Annotated in this window: 14 protein-coding genes and 3 pseudogenes; 7 read left to right on the forward strand and 10 right to left on the reverse strand. The window is 63.6% G+C overall.

The annotated features are described in order from the left end of the window. Positions 1 to 155: 155 nt before the first annotated feature. The 4 genes and pseudogenes from XCSCFBP4642_RS0122500 to XCSCFBP4642_RS25610 form a co-directional block, all read right to left on the reverse strand. Positions 156 to 953, reverse strand: a complete 798-nt coding sequence (locus XCSCFBP4642_RS0122500; RefSeq protein WP_029221763.1) for an OBAP family protein — start codon at positions 951 to 953, stop codon at positions 156 to 158. 34 nt (positions 954 to 987) lie between these two features. Next, positions 988 to 3,579 carry a DNA ligase D gene (gene ligD, locus XCSCFBP4642_RS0122505; RefSeq protein ID WP_029221764.1) on the reverse strand — a complete coding sequence of 864 codons (2,592 nt, stop codon included), beginning with the start codon at positions 3,577 to 3,579 and terminating at the stop codon, positions 988 to 990. 13 nt (positions 3,580 to 3,592) lie between these two features. Continuing rightward, a complete protein-coding gene (locus XCSCFBP4642_RS27870) occupies positions 3,593 to 3,769 on the reverse strand; it encodes a DUF3606 domain-containing protein (RefSeq protein ID WP_084624640.1) in 177 nt (58 codons plus the stop codon). Between the two features lie 173 nt (positions 3,770 to 3,942). Further along, positions 3,943 to 4,451 (reverse strand): annotated as a pseudogene (locus XCSCFBP4642_RS25610) (ferritin-like domain-containing protein). A 175-nt stretch (positions 4,452 to 4,626) separates the two neighbouring features. Between XCSCFBP4642_RS25610 and XCSCFBP4642_RS28995 the strand changes: the two are divergent. Together XCSCFBP4642_RS28995 and XCSCFBP4642_RS0122530 are read left to right on the forward strand one after the other, a co-directional pair. After that, positions 4,627 to 5,090: pseudogene (locus XCSCFBP4642_RS28995) on the forward strand (transposase); the annotation flags it as partial. Positions 5,091 to 5,142: 52 nt separating this feature from the next. Continuing rightward, the gene (locus tag XCSCFBP4642_RS0122530; RefSeq protein ID WP_029221767.1) at positions 5,143 to 6,159 is read left to right on the forward strand and encodes an IS30 family transposase; all 1,017 of its coding nucleotides are present in this window, start codon (positions 5,143 to 5,145) and stop codon (positions 6,157 to 6,159) included. On the opposite strand, the pseudogene XCSCFBP4642_RS27875 reads toward XCSCFBP4642_RS0122530, so the two are convergent. The 6 genes and pseudogenes from XCSCFBP4642_RS27875 to XCSCFBP4642_RS0122555 form a co-directional block, all read right to left on the reverse strand. Then, positions 6,147 to 6,944 (reverse strand): annotated as a pseudogene (locus XCSCFBP4642_RS27875) (type IV secretion protein Rhs); the annotation flags it as partial. The gene XCSCFBP4642_RS0122530 and the pseudogene XCSCFBP4642_RS27875 overlap by 13 nt on opposite strands. Before the next feature lie 202 nt (positions 6,945 to 7,146). Continuing rightward, positions 7,147 to 8,184, reverse strand: coding sequence for an SMP-30/gluconolactonase/LRE family protein (locus tag XCSCFBP4642_RS0122535; protein ID WP_029221768.1), 1,038 nt, complete (start codon positions 8,182 to 8,184; stop codon positions 7,147 to 7,149). A gap of 67 nt (positions 8,185 to 8,251) precedes the next feature. Then, entirely contained in the window at positions 8,252 to 9,427 is a 1,176-nt protein-coding gene (locus XCSCFBP4642_RS0122540; RefSeq protein WP_029221769.1) for an endo-1,4-beta-xylanase, read from the reverse strand. 400 nt (positions 9,428 to 9,827) lie between these two features. Continuing rightward, the gene (uxaC, locus tag XCSCFBP4642_RS0122545) at positions 9,828 to 11,249 is read right to left on the reverse strand and encodes a glucuronate isomerase (RefSeq protein ID WP_029221770.1); all 1,422 of its coding nucleotides are present in this window, start codon (positions 11,247 to 11,249) and stop codon (positions 9,828 to 9,830) included. A gap of 51 nt (positions 11,250 to 11,300) precedes the next feature. Then, a complete protein-coding gene (locus tag XCSCFBP4642_RS0122550) occupies positions 11,301 to 12,293 on the reverse strand; it encodes an endo-1,4-beta-xylanase (protein ID WP_029221771.1) in 993 nt (330 codons plus the stop codon). A 10-nt stretch (positions 12,294 to 12,303) separates the two neighbouring features. Continuing rightward, complete coding sequence (locus XCSCFBP4642_RS0122555) at positions 12,304 to 13,620, reverse strand: MFS transporter (protein WP_029221772.1); 1,317 nt, start codon at positions 13,618 to 13,620, stop codon at positions 12,304 to 12,306. A gap of 462 nt (positions 13,621 to 14,082) precedes the next feature. Between XCSCFBP4642_RS0122555 and XCSCFBP4642_RS0122560 the strand changes: the two genes are divergently transcribed. The 5 genes from XCSCFBP4642_RS0122560 to XCSCFBP4642_RS0122580 form a co-directional block, all read left to right on the forward strand. After that, positions 14,083 to 17,013 (forward strand): TonB-dependent receptor, encoded by a 2,931-nt coding sequence (locus XCSCFBP4642_RS0122560; RefSeq protein ID WP_029221773.1) that lies wholly within the window; start codon positions 14,083 to 14,085, stop codon positions 17,011 to 17,013. Positions 17,014 to 17,254: 241 nt separating this feature from the next. Continuing rightward, positions 17,255 to 18,742 carry an MFS transporter gene (locus tag XCSCFBP4642_RS0122565; protein ID WP_029221774.1) on the forward strand — a complete coding sequence of 496 codons (1,488 nt, stop codon included), beginning with the start codon at positions 17,255 to 17,257 and terminating at the stop codon, positions 18,740 to 18,742. A 34-nt stretch (positions 18,743 to 18,776) separates the two neighbouring features. After that, on the forward strand, positions 18,777 to 19,811 hold the full coding sequence (locus tag XCSCFBP4642_RS0122570) for a glycoside hydrolase family 43 protein (RefSeq protein WP_029221775.1): 1,035 nt from the start codon (positions 18,777 to 18,779) through the stop codon (positions 19,809 to 19,811). Between the two features lie 392 nt (positions 19,812 to 20,203). After that, positions 20,204 to 20,461, forward strand: coding sequence for an XAC0095 family protein (locus XCSCFBP4642_RS0122575; RefSeq protein WP_029221776.1), 258 nt, complete (start codon positions 20,204 to 20,206; stop codon positions 20,459 to 20,461). Positions 20,462 to 20,809: 348 nt separating this feature from the next. Further along, on the forward strand, positions 20,810 to 21,739 hold a 930-nt coding region (locus XCSCFBP4642_RS0122580), incomplete at its 3' end, for an IS1595 family transposase (protein WP_029221777.1).

Here is a 21,739-nt window from a genome sequence, read left to right on the forward strand (position 1 = left end):
GACGTTCTTCGGCAATCTGGCCAAGACCAAGGCGATTCCGATGTCGCCCATGGACGCCTTCGCAGAAATCAACAAGGATCTGGCCGTGGACACGGATAAGCCGGAGCGTTTGTTCGACGAGGAAGAGCTGCAGCGCATCTTTGACCCGAAGATCTTCACCGCCGGGGCCAAGAAGGATCCCCACCGGTGGTGGCTGCCTTATTCCGGCTCTCGGCCCCGTGAGCGTGTCCACCGCTTGGGTCCTGGATTTGGATCACTGTCCCCTGTTGCCAGGCGTCTGCACCCGGGTCTATGGTCGAAGCGGCGATATCGGCGCGGCGCGTTCGCTTGTCCTCGCTGCTGACGCCGAGCCGCGTGTCGCGAGCCGCCACCATCGCCGGGTCCGCTTGGCCATCGGCCGTGAAGCCCATCATCAACTGCGGCATGCCTCGCGGAAGGTCCTTGTCCAAGTCGGTGTGCCAGGTGTGCCACGTTTTCCCGTACGTGCGGATGAGTTTCTCCATGAGCTCATGCTCAGCCACCTCCGGGATCCCTGGTGCGATCAGCTGCCCCGATTTCACCTCCTGGACATGGCTATGCCAGAGCGCCTTTTCCTGCTCAGGGAGGCCCGCGAATAGCTTCTCACTGATGATGTATTCCACGCCCATCAGCTTGGCGTCTTTCACATTGCCATCGTAGATGGTGCACTGGATGACATCCTCGTTGAGGATTGAGCAGTAATGATGAGCTTCCATCTGGAGCTTCATCTGACCATTGTAGAAATGAAAGCCGTCCAGGTAGGCGTTGACGGCATCGATCGGCGGCCGATCCTGCATCACTGCCGCACCCGTTTCCAAGGCCTTCGTCTTGGCCGTTTCCTCCGCACCAGGCGCTTGGACACTGGACTCGGTGTTTCCGCCCCCGCACGCGGTTAAGGCGAGGGCTGCGGCAGCGGACAGGATGGATCGATGCATCGGTTTCTCCCAAGTATCAAGGCAGGCGGCCGGATCACGCGTCTTGCGCCCACCGGGCCAGGTTTTGCTGGATCGCGTTGATGTCCGCCCAAGGATCCTTCTTGCGTCTAGCCAACTTCGCCGGCACGTCTTTCATGGTGAAAGCGTCCGCACCGGTCAGCTCGGCAAGCTCGCTCCAGGCGATGGGCATGGCCACCGGGGCGCCGGGGCGGCCGCGCAGAGAATACGATGCGACCGCTGTCGCCCCGCGGCCGTTGCGCAGGTAGTCCACAAAAATGCGTTTGTCACGAAGGCTTTTGGTCGAGGTGGCCAAAAAGCGGGTCGGCTCCGATTGTGCCAACGCGTCGGCAAACCCCTTGGCAAAGCGCTTGGTCAGGTCCCAATCGCACCCCGGGTTCAACGGCACCACCACGTGCAGCCCCTTGCCGCCTGACACCCGCAAGAACGACTCCAATTCCAACCGTTCAAGCAGCTTGCGGATGTCCACGGCTGCCTTTTTGACTTCGGAAAAGGGCACATCAGGGCCGGGATCCAGGTCAAAGACGACGCGGTCGGCCCGATCAGGCGCTTCCGCGTGGCTGCCCCACGGGTGGAACTCCAGCGCATTGAACTGAACCAGCTCGAGCAGGCTGGCTGCATCCCTGACCACCAAGTAGTGTGCGTTGATCCCACTGTCTTCTTTGAGCCGAACCGAGTCCACAAGCTCCAGGCCTGCGGTGTGGTGCTTCTGGAAGAAACAAGGTTTGGCAGCCCCACTGGGGCACCGGATGATCGACAAGGGGCGGCCGATAACCTCGGGCAATACGTGGTCGATCACGGCCGTGTAGTAATCCCACACGTCCTGCTTAGTGGCCCTGATGTCAGGAAAGATCACCTTGGTCGGACTGGACAGCCGAGGCGGTGTGCGGCCCTGGGCTCCTGTCGGGGCGGTGCCGTGCTTTGAAGCGTTGCCGTGCTTTGAGGCGCTCTTGAGCCGCTTGCCAGGGGGGGTGAACTGGGGGGCATCGGCGGGCTGTTCGACGGTGGCAGCCCTGTCCGAGTCGGCCAAATCGGCCACGTCCTTGTCTTGCCTGACCGCCTTGAGCGAGGCTTGGCGCAGCAGTTGCTGGCCGCCGATGCCGCGATAAAAGACCTCCACCACGAACCTTGGCTCAAACCACGTGGCCGAGCGGAGGTCGGTGTCCTCGGTGGGGACGTAAGCGGTAGGCGTCTTTCCGCCAGCTCGGCCGACCAGCTGGCCCACCTCTTTGATCAGCGCATCGGAGAAGCCTGAACCCACCCGGCCCACGTAAAGCCAGCCGTGCTTAGGGTCAGGCTTGGCCAGGAGCAACGACCCGAAGCCCGTGCGGCTGCCCTTCGGGGCCGTGTAACCCACGACGGCAAACTCGTCGCTGGCCAGCTGCTTGGTCTTCTTCCAGTCCTCGCCCCGGCCCCTGTGATAGGCCCGGTCTGCACGTTTCGAAATGATGCCTTCAAAGTGGCGCTCGCCTGCCAGCCGGTAGGCCGATTCCCCATCGCCCTCGATGTGGGAGCTGAAGGCCAAGTGCCCTTGGCTGTCCTCCAACAGCTCCTGCAGGAGTTCCTTGCGCTCGAGCAGGGGCGCATCGGCAACATCTATTCCATCGATGTGGAGCAGATCGAACAAGACATAGGCCAAGGTGCCTTGCCGTTCACCGGACAGGGTGGCCTGCAGGAGGTTGAAGTCCTCTTTTGTACCGTTGCCGGCGATGAGTTCCCCGTCCAGTGCCCCTGACTTCAGCCCGAGAGCTGCAACGGCATCCCTGATTTCAGGAATCTTCTCGGTCCATTCCAGAGCATTGCGTGACCAAAAGCGCACCTCGCCCTCCTCAATGGTGGCCAGGATACGGTAGCCATCCCACTTGATCTCATGCACCCATTGGTCGCCCTGGGGGGGAGCGTCGCCGAGCTTGGCCAGCTGCGGTTCGAACGGGCCCTCTGGCGGCTTGCCTCTTTTGGCCTTGGTCAGCGCCGCGGCCTTCTTCGCCCAGTCCTTGCGACGGCCCTTACGTGGCAGGGCCACCGCCGTGAGCTTTTTCTTGTCTGCCTTGCCAGCCCCTGCCCGCTTCAGATCTTCAGGAGGCGGCGAGGTGACGTCGCCCAGCAGGTCATCCGCCTCCACATCGCTGGCGAAGGCATCGTCTTCTTTGAAAAGTAGCCATTGCGGCTGCTTGGCCGGCTTGCCCGATCGAACCAGATGCCAACCGCCTTTGAGCTTGGTGCCAAAGAGCTCGAAACGCAGGTGTCCCTTGGCAAGTTGGGCCTCCGGGTCGCCTGAGGTGGCCCACACACCGTGGTCAAACTGGGCGACGTGGCCACCCCCGTATTGCCCCTTCGGAATCTCGCCTTCGAAGCCGGCGTAGTCCACGGGATGGTCTTCAACCTCCACCGCCATGCGCTTGACCTTGGGGTCGTAGCTGGGCCCTTTGGGAACGGCCCAACTTTTGAGCGCATCGCCGACCTGGAGCCGGAAGTCGTAGTGACGGCGGCTGGCATGGTGGAGTTGAACCACGAAAATCGCGCGCTGCCCGGATGGCAAGACCTTCCCCGGCTCTGGCTCCTTGGTTTTGTCAAAACGCCGCTTGCGGCTGTATTCGGCGAGGAACATGCCCTACTCCCGGTTACTTATCCAGGTGTTTACGCACGGCCGCCGCGGTCGGGCCGACGGCTTCGACCGCTGCCCTAAGCTCCTCCGCGCTGACGCCCACCACCTTGGTCCAGTAGTGCAGCTCGTAGTCCTCATTGACGTTGATCCGATCGCGGTCCGGGCTGCCGGTGGTCTTCTTGTCGTCAGTCATGGTGATCTCCTCGATCTGCGGCTATTTGCCATCATGCTGGTGTTGCTTCTTACGGTGCTCGCTCTCTAGAAGTTCAGCACCCACGCCTATCGCAAAACCTGGGATGTAATGCAAATCAGCGCCCGTCGGGCCGTCGTAGCGCATCCGACAAGGCGCTGATGAAGAGCCAATCGTTACTTCTTCGCCTCAACGCCCGGAGTTGCATCGCGCACCAGGAACTCTTCGGTGAGTTCTGGCAGGTGCGTCGCGAGCCAGTCGGCCATTGCTTCCTCCTGAGCCAAGATCTCCTCGCACACGCGTGCCGTTTCCGGATCACCGGCGGTCTTGGCCGCCGCGATCAGCGCGGTATAAGACGCAATTTCGAGGTGTTCGAAGACATAGCCGGCCATCGCGCCTTTCACGATTTCGTCTGATGCGGTCATCCCACCCACCGCTTGGCCTAGAGCCGCCATCTTGCCCATCACGTCCTTGATCGTGGAGGGAGAACCGCCCAAACGCTTGATACACCCCTCGAGCAACTCCCGCTGGCCGATCGTTTCTTGGATGTGCTCCTCAATCCGCGCCTTCAAGACCGGGTAGTGCTCAATGCGAGACGCCTGGCCCCTCAACATGGTCTCGGCCTGCTGTTCCATCGCATGAGCATCGCGGAGCAATCAAGCAGGTTTTCTTTGGGTTCGGCCATGAGGATGTCCTCGTTAGATTAGGGGAAACCGCACCCTATCCAGCCAAACATTGAGGAAAAGCGATGTTAAAGTGACGACGGAGCGAATCCGATCAACGGCGCGTCACTGACGTCCCCCCAAGTTTGAGTAGCACCTTGGTTTGGAGTCCAATTCCCCATCCCGAGGAGATTGGACGTGAAGAAGCGTTTTTCCGAAGAACAGATCATTGGCTTCCTGCGCGAAGCAGAGGCCGGCGTCGCCATCAAGGACCTGTGCCGGCGCCATGGCTTCAGTGAGGCTTCCTACTACCTGTGGCGCAGCAAGTTCGGCGGCATGAGCGTGCCCGATGCCAAGCGGCTCAAGGATCTGGAAGCCGAGAATGCGCGACTGAAGAAGTCGCTGGCCGAGCAGGTGTTCCAGAACGACCTGATCCAAGGATGCGCTACAAAAAAATGGTGAGCGCACCGGCGCGCGGTGCGCTGGTGCGCGAGTGGATCGAAGCTGGGGCCAGCGAGCGGTGCGCCCTGGCAGCGATCGGCATGAGCGCCAGTGCGCTGCGCTATCGCCCGCGCGGGGGCCGCAACGTTGAGCTGCGCGAGCACATTGTTGCGTTGGCGCATCGCCATCGCCGCTATGGCGTGGGGATGATCTATCTCAAACCTTAGACTCAACTTCCAAGTGCAACACCCCGCCTTGACGTAGGGTAGCGGCATGGGCACACAGTACAGACACCTGGGTTCCGAAGAACGCGCTTTGCTTCAAATTGAACTCGGTAACGGAATGAGCATCAACTCCATTGCAAGGCGACTCAATCGCAGTGCGTCCACCCTGTCGCGCGAGATAAGGCGACAGGGCGAACCTGTCTATGCGGCAACCAGCGCAGCCAGCAACTATCGGCTGCGCCGCAGAGCGTGCGTTCGAAGGCGCCGGCTTGTTGAAGGCAGTGCGCTCTTTCAGCAGGTGCGTGACGACTTGGTTCTGTATCGTTGGTCGCCCCAGCAAATTGCTGCCAAGCTCAAGGCCATGCATCCGGATGATCCAAGTCAACGCGTGAGTCACGAAACAATCTACGCCGCTATCTACGCGCATCCGCGTGGTGGTTTGAAGAAAGAGCTTGTGGAGGCGCTTCGTCAGCACAAGCCGACGCGAGGCTTGCGCCGTACAACCGCTGCCAAGCGCACGTGGGTGCCGGAGGAGCTGCGTATCGTCCATCGGCCTGAAGAGGTGGCGCAGCGCTTGATTCCTGGGCACTGGGAAGGCGACCTGATCAAAGGGGCTTTCAACCGCTCGTGCGTAGGCACGCTGGTGGAGCGAAAGACGCGCTTTGTGGTGCTGTGCAAGATGGATGGCTGTACTGCACAGGATGCGCTGGAGGGCTTCACGCGACAGATGAAGAAGCTGCCGCGTTTCCTGCTGGGAAGCCTCACCTATGACCGCGGAACCGAGATGACGTGTTGTCCAGAGCTGATGAAGCGGCTCAACATCGATCTTTGGTTCGCCGATCCACATGCGCCCTGGCAGCGCGGCAGCAATGAGAACACCAACGGCCTGCTGCGCCAGTTCATGCCAAAAGGCGCGGACTTGTCCAAGGCGAGCCAGGAGTATCTCAACAACGTCGCCGACCTGATGAACGCCCGGCCACGGCAGACGCTTGGCTGGCAGACGCCGAACCAGGCGCTGGAAGAAGAGATCGCTCAATTCAACTCACGTGTTGCACTTGCAAGTTGAGACCGCCCTGCCATGACATAGAACTGATAGGGGATGTCCGAATAGGCCTCTTCTCTCCTGCAAACCCTGGGCACCCACGACCGTCCCATCAGCATGGAATTGATCGTGTAATCGCTGCGAGCGCCGGTCGGAGCAGTGATGCTGCCGACCCTAGTGCCACCGGACCAAGGGCGTATGTTGTCGCAGCCCGGCGGCTGGCTGTAAGTTACGCGTGCAAGAGACAAGGCGACCAAATCAAAGGTCCAGCTGCTGCCGTCAGGCAGCGTCACTGTATCCAGGGGGTCACTGTAGCCGTAAGACCACGTTCGCCCACCGGTGGTCACGGAGGTGATGGTGTTGCTATCCCCTCCGGCATATGACAGGTCAATGCGACGCCCATCGCTGGCAACAATGCTTAGAAGCTGCCACGGAGCACCGGGATTCCAGTTGTAAACCACCGTGTTGCCGAAGCGATCGGTCACTCGCGTGGGATAGATCAAGACCTCCTTGCGAACCAGGATGTAGTTGTTAGCGACCATCGGAACGACTCCACCGACGCTTGCGGTGGTCATTGCCGCACCTGCAGAAAGGGCCGCTGGGCCAGGGGAGGACTTAGCCAACGCTGGATAGGAGCGAGTGACCATGTGGTTGAAGGCATACACGCTGCCTTGCGTGTCAACCAATTCAAATCCTTCACCACGCACTCCCGATTCGCTGGCTCCATCCAACGACGCCAGACAACCGATAGCAGAGCCGTCTTTTAGGGAAACTCTGAACAACTCCCCCCGATCCTGCGACAATCGCACAGAGGCACCAGGACGATGACGATGCAACTGACCTTCGGCGACGCGGAGNAACGCCCGGCCACGGCAGACGCTTGGCTGGAAGACGCCGAACCAGGCGCTGGAAGAAGAGATCGCTCAATTCAACTCACGTGTTGCACTTGCAAGTTGAGACCGCCCTGTCTCCATGCGCTGCCGCCGAGATGCACAGGCGCGCAGTGCACCATCAACGCACGAACTGCAACCCCAGCGACTTGACCCGCACGCGGGCCAGCATCGCGTGCGAGGTCATGTAGTGGGTATGGCCGTCGTTGCCGAACGCGCAGTTGGAGATGGCCTCACCGGTTTCGATGCGGCCCAGCCGCTGGCCGGATGGGTCGAACACGATGACGCCGCCGGGGCCGGTGGCGAACAGGTGGCCGTCAGACGAAACCGCCATGCCGTCGGGCAGGCCGGGGGCGTCCTTGGCGACCAGATCCGAGGCATCGGCGAACACGCGCTTGCCGGTGACGGCACCCTGCGCATCGAGCGCATACGCCATCCAGATCGGCCGTTTGGGGTCGGAATTGGACACGTACAAGGTGCGCTCATCCGGCGACAATGCGATCCCGTTGGGGAAGCTCAGGCTGTCGTCCAGCAGATGCACGCTGCCGTCGGGGTCCAGCCGGTATACGCCGTTGTAGCGCAGTTCCTTGGCCGGCGAGTCGTTGAGATCCTTCAAGCCATACGGCGGATCGGTAAAGAACACCACGCCGTCGTTGCGACGCACCACATCGTTGGGACTATTGAAGCGCTTGCCGTCGAAGCGGGTGGCCAGCGGCGTCTTCTTGCGGGTGGCCGGATCGAGCCTGGCCACGATCCGCGTGCCCGAATCGGCCAGCAGCACCGTGCCGCTCGGCTCGGCATACAGGCCGTTGGCACCGGCTTCGCGCAGCGTGGCCTGTTCCGGGCCGACGTAGCCGGACGGCGACAGCAGCACCGACAGGCCCGCTTCCTCGGACCAGCGATACAGCTTGTTTTCCGGTACATCGGTGAACAGCAGGTAGCCCCCGTTGCGCACCCACGCCGGGCCTTCTGACCAGGTGAAGCCTTCGGTGAGCTTCTCGATGCGCGCATCGGCCGCGACCACCTTGCTGAAACGCTGATCGAAGCGTTGCAGATGCCCGATGCTGGTGAATCGCGGTGGCGGTGTGTCCTTCTTCGTGCAGGCAGCGACAATGGCCAGCAGCGGAACGGCCAACAACAAATAGGGCGACAAGCGCATCGGCAAGGTCCGGGTTCAAGTGCGAGCATCATGCCATCATGCGAGCCGCGCATGCTGGCGAACGCGGCTATTGCCCGGCAGCGGCGGGGACCGCCAGCACCGCGTCCAGCGCAGGTTTGGGCCGATGATTGCGGTCGAACAGCAAGGGATAATTGGTGCGGCCGGGAACCGGGTAATCGTTCTTCCACGACATGCCGTCGGTGACGCCCCACACGCTGATACGCGCCAGCGTGTCGCGCTTGCGCCAGAACAGCGCGAACAGCGCCGCATAGCGCTCGGTCAACTGCGCCTGTACCTGTGGCGGTAGCCCATCGCGATACGGGTCGAGAAACCGCTTGAATTCCGGCAGCTGGAACTGCTTGTGCGCCAGGCCCGTTCCGATCACCTGGCCTTCCTTGGTGACCGGCAACACGTCCACGTCCAGTTCGGTGATCATCACCTTGATACCGAGCGCAGCATACGCATCGATGGCCGCTTCGATGTCCTGCACGCTGGGGTAGTTCAGCCCCCAATGCCCCTGCATGCCGACGCCGTCGATGCGGATACCGGCCTGCTGCAACATCCTGACCATGCGTACGATGCCGTCGCGTTTGGCCGGCCGCCAGGCATTGAAGTCGTTGTAGTAGAGCTCTGCATCCGGCGCGTAGCGCTGCGCGAAGGCAAAGGCATTGCGCACCACGGTGTCACCATCGCCTACGACTCGTACCCAGTTGGTGGCCCGGTAGCTGCCGTCTTCGTCGATGATCTCGTTGACCACATCCCAGGCCCGCACCTTGCCGACATAGCGCCCGGCAACCCGTTCGATATGCGCACGCATGCGCTCGATCTGCGCAGCCGAGGTGTTGGCTGCGCCCTGCGCATCGACGAAGAACCACTCCGGGGTCTGGTTGTGCCAGACCAGCGTGTGCCCGACCACGAACATGCGCCGGCGCTGCGCATAGGCGACGAACGCGTCGGCGGCGGCGAAGTCGAACACGCCCGGCCGCGGCGCGACGACCTCGGCCTTCATCACGTTCTCCGGAGTGACCGCATTGAAGTGGCAAGCCACCAGCGCCGCGGAGGCGGCGTCCTTGCCGGAGACGATCTCGGCATTGACTGCCGTCCCCAGCAAAAACCCCTTGGAATAGGCCGACTTGAGCGTCACCGCTCCGGGCGCGCACGCCGGCGCTGCCGTGGCGGATGCGGCGATCGCGCTCAGCCCGAGCAACAAGCCGCAGCGTAACAGCCAGGGTCGGTGATGCATGGCGTTCTCACAAGTCAAAAGGGGCGTGTGGTGGGGAATGCGGCGTGTGCATACCGGTGGGTGCGGGGAGTCAGGCGTTGCGTTGTGTCGAGACGAACGTGGCCCTCGCGCCCCGGCCAGCTCCAGTGCGGCAGCAGATGACGCGACCAGGCCAGCATGCCGGGCGTGCCGCTGCCGGGTGTCCGGGCGCAGGTCACAGGCGCAATTGTCGAGGTGGGACAGCAACGCCCGTAGACCCAGGGCGCGCGGTAGCGGCATACGCGCGCCGCATGTGGTCGCGCGCGCCTTGGCCGCGTGCGCGTGATGCTGTGCGGCGGCAGGGTCACCCGCTCACTCCCACGACGCACGTCGCCTGCAATGCGCCGGTCGTCGCCTGGGCGCGCGATGCGCCTGCCCACTCTCACAGCTTGTAGGCCTGCTTGGGCAGGCGGTAGGCCAGATCCACTGCGATTTCCGCAGCCTCGTCCTCGTCCAGCCGATGCTCGGCCACCAGCTTGGCCAAGAATGCACTGTCCACGCGTCGCGCGACATCGTGCCGGGCGGGAATCGACAGGAATGCACGGGTGTCGTCGTTGAAGCCCACCGTGTTGTAGAAGCCGGCACTGGCCAGGGTCTGCTCGCGGAACCGCCACATGCCCTCCGGCGCGTCATGGAACCACCAGGCCGGTCCCAGCAGCAGCGCCGGGTAATGTCCGGCCAATGGTGCCAGTTCACGGCTGTAGCTGGTTTCGTCCAGGGTGAACACGATCAGGCGCAGCCGCGGGTCGTTGCCATGGCGATCGAGCAAGGGTTTGAGCGCATGCACATAGTCGGTGCGCATCGGGATATCGGCACCCTTGTCGCGCCCGTAGCGCTGGAACAGCGGCTGGTTGTGATTGCGGAAGCAGCCCGGATGCAGCTGCATCACCAGCCCGTCGTCCAGGCTCATGCCTGCCATTTCGGTCAGCACCTGCGCGCGGAACAGCTCGGCCTGTTGCGGCGTCGCCGCGCCGCGCACCACGGTCTCGAACAGGCGCTGCGCCTCCCCCGGCGACAGGTCGGCCGTGGCGGCACTGGGATGCCCATGATCGGTGGAGGTGGCGCCGTGCGCCGCAAAGAACGCGCGGCGCTGCCGGTGCGCGCGCAGATAGCCGGGCCAGGTCAGCACATCCTCGCCGGTGAGTGCGCCGAACTGCTGAAGCGCGCCGGCAAACTGCTCGTGCTCCGGGTCCACCACCGGGTCCGGACGGTAGGCGGTCAGCACGCGTCCGGTCCATCCGCTGTCGGCGATGGCGGCGTGATGCTGCAGGCTGTCCAGCGGCGACTCGGTGGTGGCGATCACCTCGATGGCGAAGCGCTCGAACAAGGCACGCGGTGCGAATGCGGGCGTCTGCAGCGCGGCGGTGATGTGGTCGTAGTAGTGATCGGCGGTGGCCGCATCCAGCCGGATGCGCAGATCGAACACTTCGTGGAAGACATGGTTGAGCCACAACGCCGACGGCGTTCCGCGCAACAGCGCGAAGTGTTCGGCGAACGCCCGCCATGCCGCACGCGGGTCCACCGCTGCGCGGCTGCCATGGGCTCGCGGAATGCCCAGCGTATCCAGATCGATGCCCTGGCTGTAGAGCATGCGAAACACATAGTGATCGGGCACCAGCAGCAGTTCTGTTGCGTTGGCGAACGCCGCATTGGTGGCAAACCAGGCCGGGTCGGTGTGCCCATGCGGGCTGACGATCGGCAGCCTGGCGATCCGTGCATACAGACGGCGCGCAATCGCACGCGTGCCAGGGTCGGCGGGTAACAGCCGGTCGTCGTGCAGGGTCAGGGGAACAGGTGTGGACATGGGCTCAGAACACCGAGAAAGACGGGAAATACACGCTGTCGGCCGCCCGCGTCATGGTGCCGAGGTACCGCGGTGGGTGGCCACGTACTCGCGCAACCAGCGCATCGCCGGCCGCTCGCTGCCGTCGCCACGCAGCAAGTACGCCGCCTCCTTGTCGCGCCACAGGCCGGGACGAAACCCCCACAGGGTGATCCCGCGCACCGCAGGGTGCTCCCAGAACACCGGAAACACGCGCTGGTAATCGGCCAGCTGTTGCGCATCGCTTGGCCCATCCAGGTCGAATTCGGTGATGTAGATCGGCAGGCCAGTGGCCGTCAAGGCATCCAGATTGGCGCGGTGCACCGACATCGCCACGTCGGGGGTGGTTTCAAAGGCATGCTCCTGGATGCCGATGGCATCCACCAGGTGCTCGCGCTGCAGCAGGTGCACGATCTGCAGATAGCGCTGGGTGGCCTTGGGCGTGTTGGTGATGCTGTAGTCGTTGATCATCAGCTTGGTGTGCGGGAAATGCTGGCGCGCCAACCGAAACGACTGCACTACCCATTCCCACCCGCTGGTGCCGGTACCGCCCAGGGCCTGCAGATAGTTGCCGCCACCGGTGTCGGCCTTGCTGGGCGGGTCGTTGAGCGGTTCATTGACCACCTCCAGCAGGTCGATGTCCGGATAGCGTTGCGCCACGGCGGCAAACCACTGCTCGATCTCGCGGCGCTGCTCGGCCGGCGGCAGCGTCTTGATCCATTCCGGCTGCTGGTTGCCCCACACCATCACATGCATCTGGAACGGTATGCCGCGGGCCTTGGCGAAGCGATAGGCCGTATCCAGCGCGCTCCAGTCCATCTGGTCGCGCACCGCTTCCACCGTGCCCCACTTGCCGCCATTTTCCGGGGTGAGCTTGTTCCAGTACTGCGCAAATTCCGGTGCCTGCTGCGCGCTGTAGGCACTGCCCAAAAACTTGGATGCGCGCCCCGCCAACGGCGCCGCATGGGCCGCCAATGCAAGGCTTGCGGCGAGCAACACGCCCAACCCCATTGTGTGCAACTGCATGATGCGTCCCTCAGGAAGATGGCGGCGCCGGGGTGGTCGCGGGCAGATGCGCCGGCTCCAGCCGCGGCACCAGATGATGCACGAGCGCCAACGCCAGCAGATACGCAGAGCCGGCCATCAGGAACACCGGCACATAACTGCCGGTCGCCTGTAGCAAAAACCCGATGAAGGTGGCGATGAGCATGCCGCCCACCGCGCCGGCGAATCCGCCGATGCCCACCACCGTGGCCACCGCGTGTCGCGGAAACATGTCCGACGGCAGCGTAAACAAATTGGCCGACCAGCCCTGGTGCGCGGCGGTCGCCAACCCGATCAGTGCCACCGCCAGCCACAGATTGTCTGCGCGCGCGGCAAACACGATCGGCACCACGCAGATCGCGCAGATCAGCATGGCGGTCTTGCGCGCACGATTGACGCTCCAGCCGCGCGCGATGAACCGCCCGGCGATCCAGCCACCGGCAATGCTGCCCACATCGGCCAGCACGAAGATCACGATCAATGGCGCACCCAGTTGCAGCAGGCTCAAGCCATACTCGGCATGCAGGAACTTCGGCAGCCAGAACAGGAAGAACCACCAGATCGGGTCGGTGATGAACTTGCCCAGCACGAAGGCCCAGGCCTGGCGATGCGCAAGCACCTGCAGCCACGACAGCCGCCGTTGCGCCGGCTCGTACGCATCGCTGCGAATATGCGCCAGCTCTGCCGCCGACAGGCCGGGTTGTTGCTCGGGCGGGTGGTAACTGACCCACCACACCAACAACCAGGTGGCGCTGAGGACGCCGGTGAACAGGAAGGCTGCCTGCCAGCCCCAGATCGTGGCGATCACCGGCACCAGCAATGGGGCAACGATGGCCCCGATATTGGAGCCGGAATTGAAGATGCCGGTGGCCAGCGCGCGCTCGCGGCGCGGGAACCATTCGGCCACCGTCTTGAGCGCGGCAGGGAAATTGCCCGACTCGCCCAGCCCCAGGAAGAACCGCGCAATCGCAAAGCCTACCACGCTGGTCGCCAGCGCGTGCCCCATCGCCGCCAGGCTCCACACCCCGATCGCCAGCGCATAGCCGATGCGGGTGCCGAAGCGGTCGATCACCGCGCCGCTGCACAACAGCCCCAATGCGTAGGCCGCCTGGAACGCGGTGACGATGTAACCGTACTGGATCTCGTTCCAACCGATCTGGGTCTGCAGGAACGGCGCCAGCACGCCCAGCACCTGGCGGTCGACGTAGTTGATGGTGGTCGCTGCCAGCAACAGCGCGCACACCCGCCAACGCACGCGGCCCAACCCCGCCGGCGCAGCGACAGGCACGGCCTTGGGTGCCTCGCTCATGCGCACGGCCTGCGCGGCGACCAGGCTCCGCGCAGCTGCTGCACCGGCATCGCAGCAGCAGCGGTGCGCGTACCGCACCGGTGCCGCTCATGCGCGTGGTTGCCGCGTTCTTCGCTGGGTTTCATCGACCGCTGCACCTGCACGAGGGTGGCCTTGCGCCACGGGTGATAGCGCTATCATTATCACGCTCCCCGGCGAAAGCCATCGCGCAGTGCAACACGACCGCGTGCCGTACGCACTCGCCAACCGTCAAAAACGCCCGGCTTGCGCACCATCCTGCCCGGCTGCTGCGTCTATGCTGCCCTGCAGCGTGATGTTACGAATTTGGTAGCGCTAACATCCAGCGCCACTGATCGCCCGTTCTTCCCCACCGCACCATCGCCGCGCCGCTACCGGCAGCGGCACTCCCTGCGCCGGGGCGATGCGTGGGACATCTGCTCACCTGTTAGGGAAGGGATTACGGTGAAGAACAGTTACGCACGAACCGCGTTGTCCTGCGCATTGGGATCCATCCTGCTGGGCATGGCCAGCAGCGTCGCCTGGGCCCAGTCCACCGATGCCACCACTGCGCCACCGCCGCCGGACCCGGCCGGCAGCAACGACGCAGTGACCCAGCTCGATACCGTCACCGTCTCCGGCTACCGACGCAGCATTCAGTTCTCTACCGATGCCAAGCGCGATTCGGTCGGTTTCGCCGACACCGTGTTTGCCGAAGACATCGGCAAGTTTCCGGACATGAACATCGCCGAGTCGCTCAACCGCATTCCCGGCGTGCAGCTGGCGCGCGACGTGAACGGCGAAGGCCTCAACATCGCCATCCGCGGCCTGGGCACCAGCTTCACCAAGACCACGCTCAACGGCTCCAGCATCGCCACCGCCTCGATCGGCCTGAACGCGCAGAACCAGAACCGCGAAGTCGATCTGAACCTGTTTCCCACCGAGTTCTTCACCCAGCTCACCGTCAGCAAGACACCGACCGCCAGCATGCTCGAGGGCGGCGTCTCCGGTGTGGTGGACATGCGCAGCGCGCGCCCGTTCGATCGCCCCGGCGTGCACTTCACCTACCAGGCGCAGGCCGACTGGAACAGCACCAGCGAGAAGACAACCCCACGCGGCGCCTTCATGGGCAGCTGGACCAATGAGGAAGGCACCCTCGGCGCGTTGTTCGGGATGGCCTCGGTGCGCAGCAAACTCGGCGTGCGCGGCTTCGAGAGCGTGGGTTGGACCAACCCGGGCCTGACCTATACCCAATGCGGGCTCACCCCGCCCGCAGGCACGCCGGCCACCAATCAGCCGGCGGCGTGCAACGTCAACGGCGGCGGCAACTGGCGCATTCCCGACCGTGTCCCTGCCACTGCCGGCAGCGGCCTGACCACCGGCGAAACCATCGACGCGGCGTGGCTGCTGGCACGCAACCCGGGCCTGAGCATCGACCAGATCAGCGATGCCTTGATTCCGCGTCTTGGCCGCCAGGTCTACATGAATGGCGATCGCGACCGCGATGCGTCGGTGATGTCGCTCGAATGGCGCCCCTCCGACAGCATGCACTTCTACCTGGACACGCTGTATTCCGAAGCCAAGCGCACCACCGAGCGGATCAGCATGAATCTGATCGGCCGCAACGGCAACATGATCCCGCTGGGCATGCAGCTGGACCAGAACAACGTGGTCACCAGCGCCACCTTCGCCAACGCGCAGTACTTTCTGGAAGCGCGCCCATACCGCGAAGAGGTCAAGTTCTGGAGCGTCAATCCCGGTGCAGAGTTGTTGTTCGGCCCCGAGCAGGACATCAAGCTCAACGTGCAGGCCAATGCCACGCGCAGCTGGCTGGACCGCGAGTCGCCCAGCATCCTGGTCACCTCGCCGTTCACCACCGTGGACTATCGCAACGAAGGCGGCGACCGCCCCTCGATCACCAGCCCGCTGGACCTCAACGATCCCAACCTGGGTTGGGGCTGGACAGGTGGCCGGGTCAACATCCAGAACGAAAAACGCGTGACCGAAACCCGCGGCGCACGCGCCGACCTGCAGTTCGGCGAGGACAAGCGCAACATCAAGATCGGTGCGGCCTACGATCAGGCCGAGCGCACCATCCGCGGCTTCGACAACAGCATCGCCTGGGAGCAGGTGGTCTGCCGTGGCGGTGGCGGTAACGTATGCAATGGCGGTCCGGGCTCGGCGGTACCTAGCGCGGTGCTAGCCACCTATTTGCGGCCCGGCCCGGATGGCTTCATCACCGCCGATTTCGATCGCTTCCTGCGTGACACCAACTATTACCCATTGCGCGATGCAGCGCCGGAATCCAACTCGGCCAATACCGGCGCCTCGACCGGTGGCATCCGCGAGAAGAACCTCGGCTTCTACATCGAAACCAACGCGGAAACCGAGGTGTGGAACCGCACGCTGCGCCTCAACGCCGGCGTACGTTACGTCACCACCGACCAGACCATCACCGGCCCGGTCACCATCAACGGCATCCGCCGCGTGCAGGTACTCGACTCCGACTACAAGGAAGCCCTGCCCTCGTTCAATGCCGCCTGGGACGTGGCCGACAACGTGGTGCTGCGCCTGTCCAGCTCGCGCACGCTCACCCGCCCGGACCCGAGCGCGATGTTGCCCAACACCAACTTCAGCGATCCCTCCGCGCAGACCGCCACCCAAGGCAATCCGAATCTGGCGCCTTACCTGTCCACCAACGTCGACTTCGGCGGCGAGTGGTATACCGGCGGGGAAGGCTATGTGGGCCTGACGCTGTTCAACAAGCGCATCAGCGGCTTTACCGTCAACGGCGTGCGGCGCATTCCCTTCAACGATCTGGGTGTGCCCTACGACAGCCTGCTGCCGATCCAGCAGGCCGGCCTGCAGCAACGCGGTGGGCCGGACGCGGCCCCAGTCGACGTGCAGACCCAGGTCAACGCCGATGGCGTGCTCGACATCCGCGGTACCGAGGCGATCTGGGTGCAGCCGCTGGACAGGCTGGTCGACGGCCTGGGCTTCAGCGTCAACTACACCCATGTCGCCCAATCCTCCGAAGGCGAAGGCGTGCCGGCGGTGGCGGTGGGTGTGGCGCCGAACCTGTGGAACGGCACCGTGTACTGGGAAAAGAAGGCCGCCTCGGTACGCCTGTCCTACACCTGGAACGACGACATGGTGATCTCCGGGGCCAACCAGAACGGCATTCCGTACGCACGCCTGAATGCCGATGCGCGCGGCCAGCTGGATCTGTCGGCCAGCTATGCGCTGGACTGGCTGCCGTCCAAGCCGCAGATCACCCTCAACGTCACCAACATCACCGACGAGCCGCTGCGCACCACCTATGCGTGGCCCAACGCCACCTACGACCTGTACGAGCCGGGGCGCACCGTCATGCTCGGCATCCGCGGCACGTTCTGACAGTGACTATCGACACGACGGCGCCGTGGGCAGCCATGCGCGGCCGATGGTCGCGATGCACGCACTCTACGCGTGCATCGCGCCGCCGCTGCGCCGGTCACGCTGCCTGCAAGACGGCACACGACGTTTTAACGGACACTGCAACCGCTGCGCCTGCGGCCACGATCCAGCGAGGTCACGGCCAGCGGCGTAGCGCGCGCCGCGGCGTTTTCCGTAGCACTCTTCGAGCCCGCCTCACCTCATGAACGATCGGTCACAGCAGCTCTCCGTGCGCGAGAAGATCGGCTACAGCCTGGGGGACCTGGCCGCCAACCTGATCTTCCAGACGTTGGTCACTTTCCTGGCGTTCTTCTATACCGACGTGTTCCGGATTCCCGCCAGCGCGGCGGCCACGTTGATCTTTGTGGTCGGCCTGCTCGGCGCGTTTGTGTTCACGCCCATCATCGGCATCCTGGCCGACCGCACGCGCACCCGCTGGGGCAAATTCCGCCCATGGATCCTGTGGACGGCACTGCCGTTCGGCGCACTGTCGCTGGCGGCGTTCAACACGCCGACGCTTGGCGAGCACGGCAAAATCACCTATGCCTTCGCCACCTACACCTTGCTGATGCTGGTGTATGTGGCCAACAACCTACCGTACTCGGCATTGAGCGGCGTGCTCACCAGCAGCATGGAGCAGCGTAACAGCCTGTCTGCGTATCGCTTCCTGGCGGTGACGTTCGCGCAGTTCATCATCCAGGTGCTGTTGCTGCCATTGGTGTTGATCCTGGGCAATGGCGACAAGGCGCAAGGCTTTCGCAACACCATGGGGCTGTTCGCGGCAGTCGGCACGCTGTGCTTCCTGATCACCTTCTTCACCACCCGCGAACGCGTGCTGCCGATCACCGAACAGCGCAGCAGCGTGCGCCAGGACCTCACCGACCTGGTGCGCAACAAGCCGTGGCTGGTGATGCTGGCACTGACGATTCTGGTCTTCATCAATCTCGCCATGAAGGGCGGGATGTACATCTACTACTTCAAGGACTACCTCGACGCGGGCGCGCTGGCGCAGTTTCTCGACAACGCAGGCTTCAATCGCTTCACTGGCGGCATCAACAGCATGCTCACCGGTGCCGGCATGACCGCGTTGCAGTGGCCGCAGGACGCGCCCACGTCGGCCTTCAGCGTGTTCAGTGCCGGCGGCATCCTGGCGATGATCGTGGGCATCGGGTTTTCCAAGCGCCTGGCCGATCGCTACGGCAAGCGCAACGTCTTCGGCGGCGCGCTGCTGGTTTCCACGCTGTTCCTGCTCGCGTTCTACGTGTATCCGCCGGATGCGATTGGCTTGGTATTTGCCTCCTACGTGCTGCACGGCTTTTTCTACGGCATCACCATCCCGCTGCTGTGGGCGATGATCGCCGATGTGGCCGATTACTCGGAGTGGAAGAACCACCGCCGTGCCACTGCCATCATCTTCTCGGCGATGTTGTGTGGCCTGAAGATCGGCCTGAGCGTCGGTGGCGCGCTGGTTGCCGGCCTGCTCGCCGTCTATGGCTATGACGCCGCGCAGCCACGGCAGGGCACCGCGGTAACAGATGGCATCCGCCTGGCCATCAGCGTGTACGCCGCCCTGCCGTTCCTGCTCGGCACCGCGCTGTTGGCGCTGTACGAAATCGACAAGGCACTGGAAACCCGCATCGAACGCGAGCTGGGCGTGCGCCGTCAGGCCACACCCCTCGCATCGCCCTAACCCCCCACCTCCCACCCCATGCACAGGTACGCGCATGTCCGATGAACTGCAAGCCGCCACCCTGCAGGCGCTGGCGCGCACCGCCATTTCCGCACCGCTGGTCACCCACCTCTACACCGCCGACCCGTCCGCGCATGTGTTCGACGGCGCGTTGTATATCTATCCCTCGCACGACATCGATGCCGGCGTGGCCTTCAGCGACGACGGCTCGCACTTCGGCATGGAGGACTACCACGTGTTTCGCATGGCGCATCCCAACGCGCCGGCCGAAGACCTGGGCGAAGTACTGCATGTGCGCGATGTGCCCTGGGCGCAGCGGCAGATGTGGGCGCCAGATGCCGCGCAACGCAACGGCAAGACCTATCTGTACTTTCCGGCCAAGCGCGCCGACGGCATCTTCCAGATTGGCGTCGCGGTCAGCGACGGACCGCAAGGTCCGTTCACCGCAGAACCGGAACCCATCGCCGGCAGCTACTCCATCGACCCGGCGGTGTTCGCCGATGCCGATGGCGAGCATTACCTGTACTTCGGCGGCATCTGGGGCGGCCAGCTGCAGCACTACCGCGACAATGGCTATGCGCAGACCCACCAGGAACCCGAAGGCGCGGCGCCGGCGCTCGGCCCGCGCGTCGGCCGCCTGCGCCAGGACATGCTGCACCTGGCCGAGCCCACGCGCGAGGTAGTGATCCTCGACGAACACGGCACCCCGCTACGCGCCGACGACCACGCCCGCCGCTTCTTCGAAGGCCCCTGGGTCCACCACCACGCCGGCCGCTATTACCTGTCGTATTCCACCGGCGACACCCACCTGATCTGCTACGCCACCGGCGACGCGCCCTACGGCCCGTTCACCTATCAGGGCGTACTGCTCGCACCGGTGATCGGCTGGACCACCCATCACTCCATCTGCAACGTCGATGGGCAGTGGTACCTGTTCTACCACGATGCCAGCCTGTCGCAGGGCCAGACGCATCTGCGCAGCATCAAGATGACGCCGCTGCAGCACGATGAGCAAGGAAAGATCGCGACGATTTATCCGTATGGGGAAGATGCGGCATCACCTTGGTGATGAACGACGGCGCGGAACCCACACACCGCGCGACAGGAGCATGCTGCATTCGACAAGCGTATCACCTGAGCCACGCACCCTGCTCTGCATGAATGCACGCAACGCGGCACCTACCGTGCAAGCGCTTGCGTAACGATCGCGTTGCCTTGACTCTGCTGTGCCTGCGCAGCACACTCGGCGCTGGAGCGTAGCAACTCCGTAGACAGCGGTGCCACCCCCGTCAAGCGGTGGTTTTTTGTGCCCGATTCTTGGGCACACGCTCGGCGTCTCCGCGCCGGGAGGGCGGCGAATACAACACCCGCAAGGGAAATAAGCCCGCCGTCTGTCTGCGGTTGCTAACCTCCCGGCATCCCGCCGCATCGTGCGGCGGGAGCCTGTCCGGAGAGTCGAGCATGGACCAGTCTCTGTTCGGGTATTACCTGCTGCCGGAAGACGCGCAGCTTCGGTTGCTGCAGACGCGCGATCATCTACGCTTTCTCGCTGCGCTGGCACGCCCCCGCTGCGTGTCCAGTACCTCAGGCAGCAATGAGCCTCCCATACCATTGGATGCGTTGGCATTCTGCTTCGATATGCTGGCTGAGCAATTGAACGATGTATTGCTGCAGGCCTCGGTGCCTGGCGACATGACAGAGCGACGTCCTTCGTCATAGCCTGGGTATGACGCGAGCAACTGCGGTAATCGCTGCCACCCTTATCTCGATTTACTTTTTGCTGCTTCTACAAGCTGTAAGCAATATTCCATCATTATGGAAGCTCTGAACAACCCATCCTGATCTGCCACAATTGATCAACAGTTCACCTGATTAGCCCTGACCATCAGCCGCCTGTCGCAGGATCTGCGCCGCGCTGGGTGGATGCTGCTGTCACCTGAAGCCAACGAGGTGGCGTGATGAGTATCAATGCCGTNCCTGATTAGCCCTGACCATCAGCCGCCTGTCGCAGGATCTGCGCCGCGCTGGGTGGATGCTGCTGTCACCTGAAGCCAACGAGGTGGCGTGATGAGTATCAATGCCGTGCAGTTCCAAGCGGGATTGTCGATGCCTGAGTTCTTCGCGTCCTACGGCACCGAAGCCAAGTGCTATCGCGCGCTTTACAAGTGGCGCTGGCCGCAAGGCTTTCGTTGCCCTGTTTGTGCCGGACGCGTGCGCTCGCGTTTCAAGCGGGGTGCTGCGATCTACTACCAATGCAGCGCGTGCCGGCATCAGACCAGCCTGATTGCAGGCACGATGTTCGAAGGCACCAAGCTGCCGCTGCGCACCTGGATGCTGGCGTTGCACCTGCTGACCTCGACCAAAACCAACATGGCCGCGCTGGAGTTGATGCGGCATCTGGGCGTCAACTACAAGACGGCCTGGCGGATGAAACACAAGATCATGCAGGTTATGGCCGAGCGCGAATCCATGCGGAAACTGGCGGGTTTCGTGCAGATCGACGATGCCTATCTCGGCGGCGAGCGTAACGGTGGCAAGGCCGGACGCGGATCGGAGAACAAACAAGCGTTCCTGATTGCGGTGCAGACCGATGCCACCTTCACCGCGCCGCGCTTTGTGGTGATCGAGCCGGTGCGCAGCTTCGACAACACCTCGCTGCAGGACTGGATTGCCCGTCGCTTGGCGCCCGAATGCGAGGTCTACACCGATGGGCTGGCCTGCTTCCGCCGGCTAGAAGACGCCGGCCACGCGCACACCACGCTGGACACTGGCGGTGGTCGTGCCGCGACCGAAACGGCCGGTGCACGTTGGCTCAACGTGGTGCTGGGCAATCTCAAACGCGCCATCAGTGGCGTGTATCACGCCATCGCGCAAGGCAAATACGCAAGGCGTTACCTGGGAGAAGCGGCCTATCGTTTTAATCGTCGATTCCGCTTGCGCGAGATGCTGCCACGACTTGCCACGGCCATGATGCAATCCACACCATGCCCAGAGCCG

This window comes from Xanthomonas cassavae CFBP 4642 (genome assembly GCF_000454545.1).
Classification (GTDB): Bacteria; Pseudomonadota; Gammaproteobacteria; order Xanthomonadales; family Xanthomonadaceae; genus Xanthomonas; species Xanthomonas cassavae.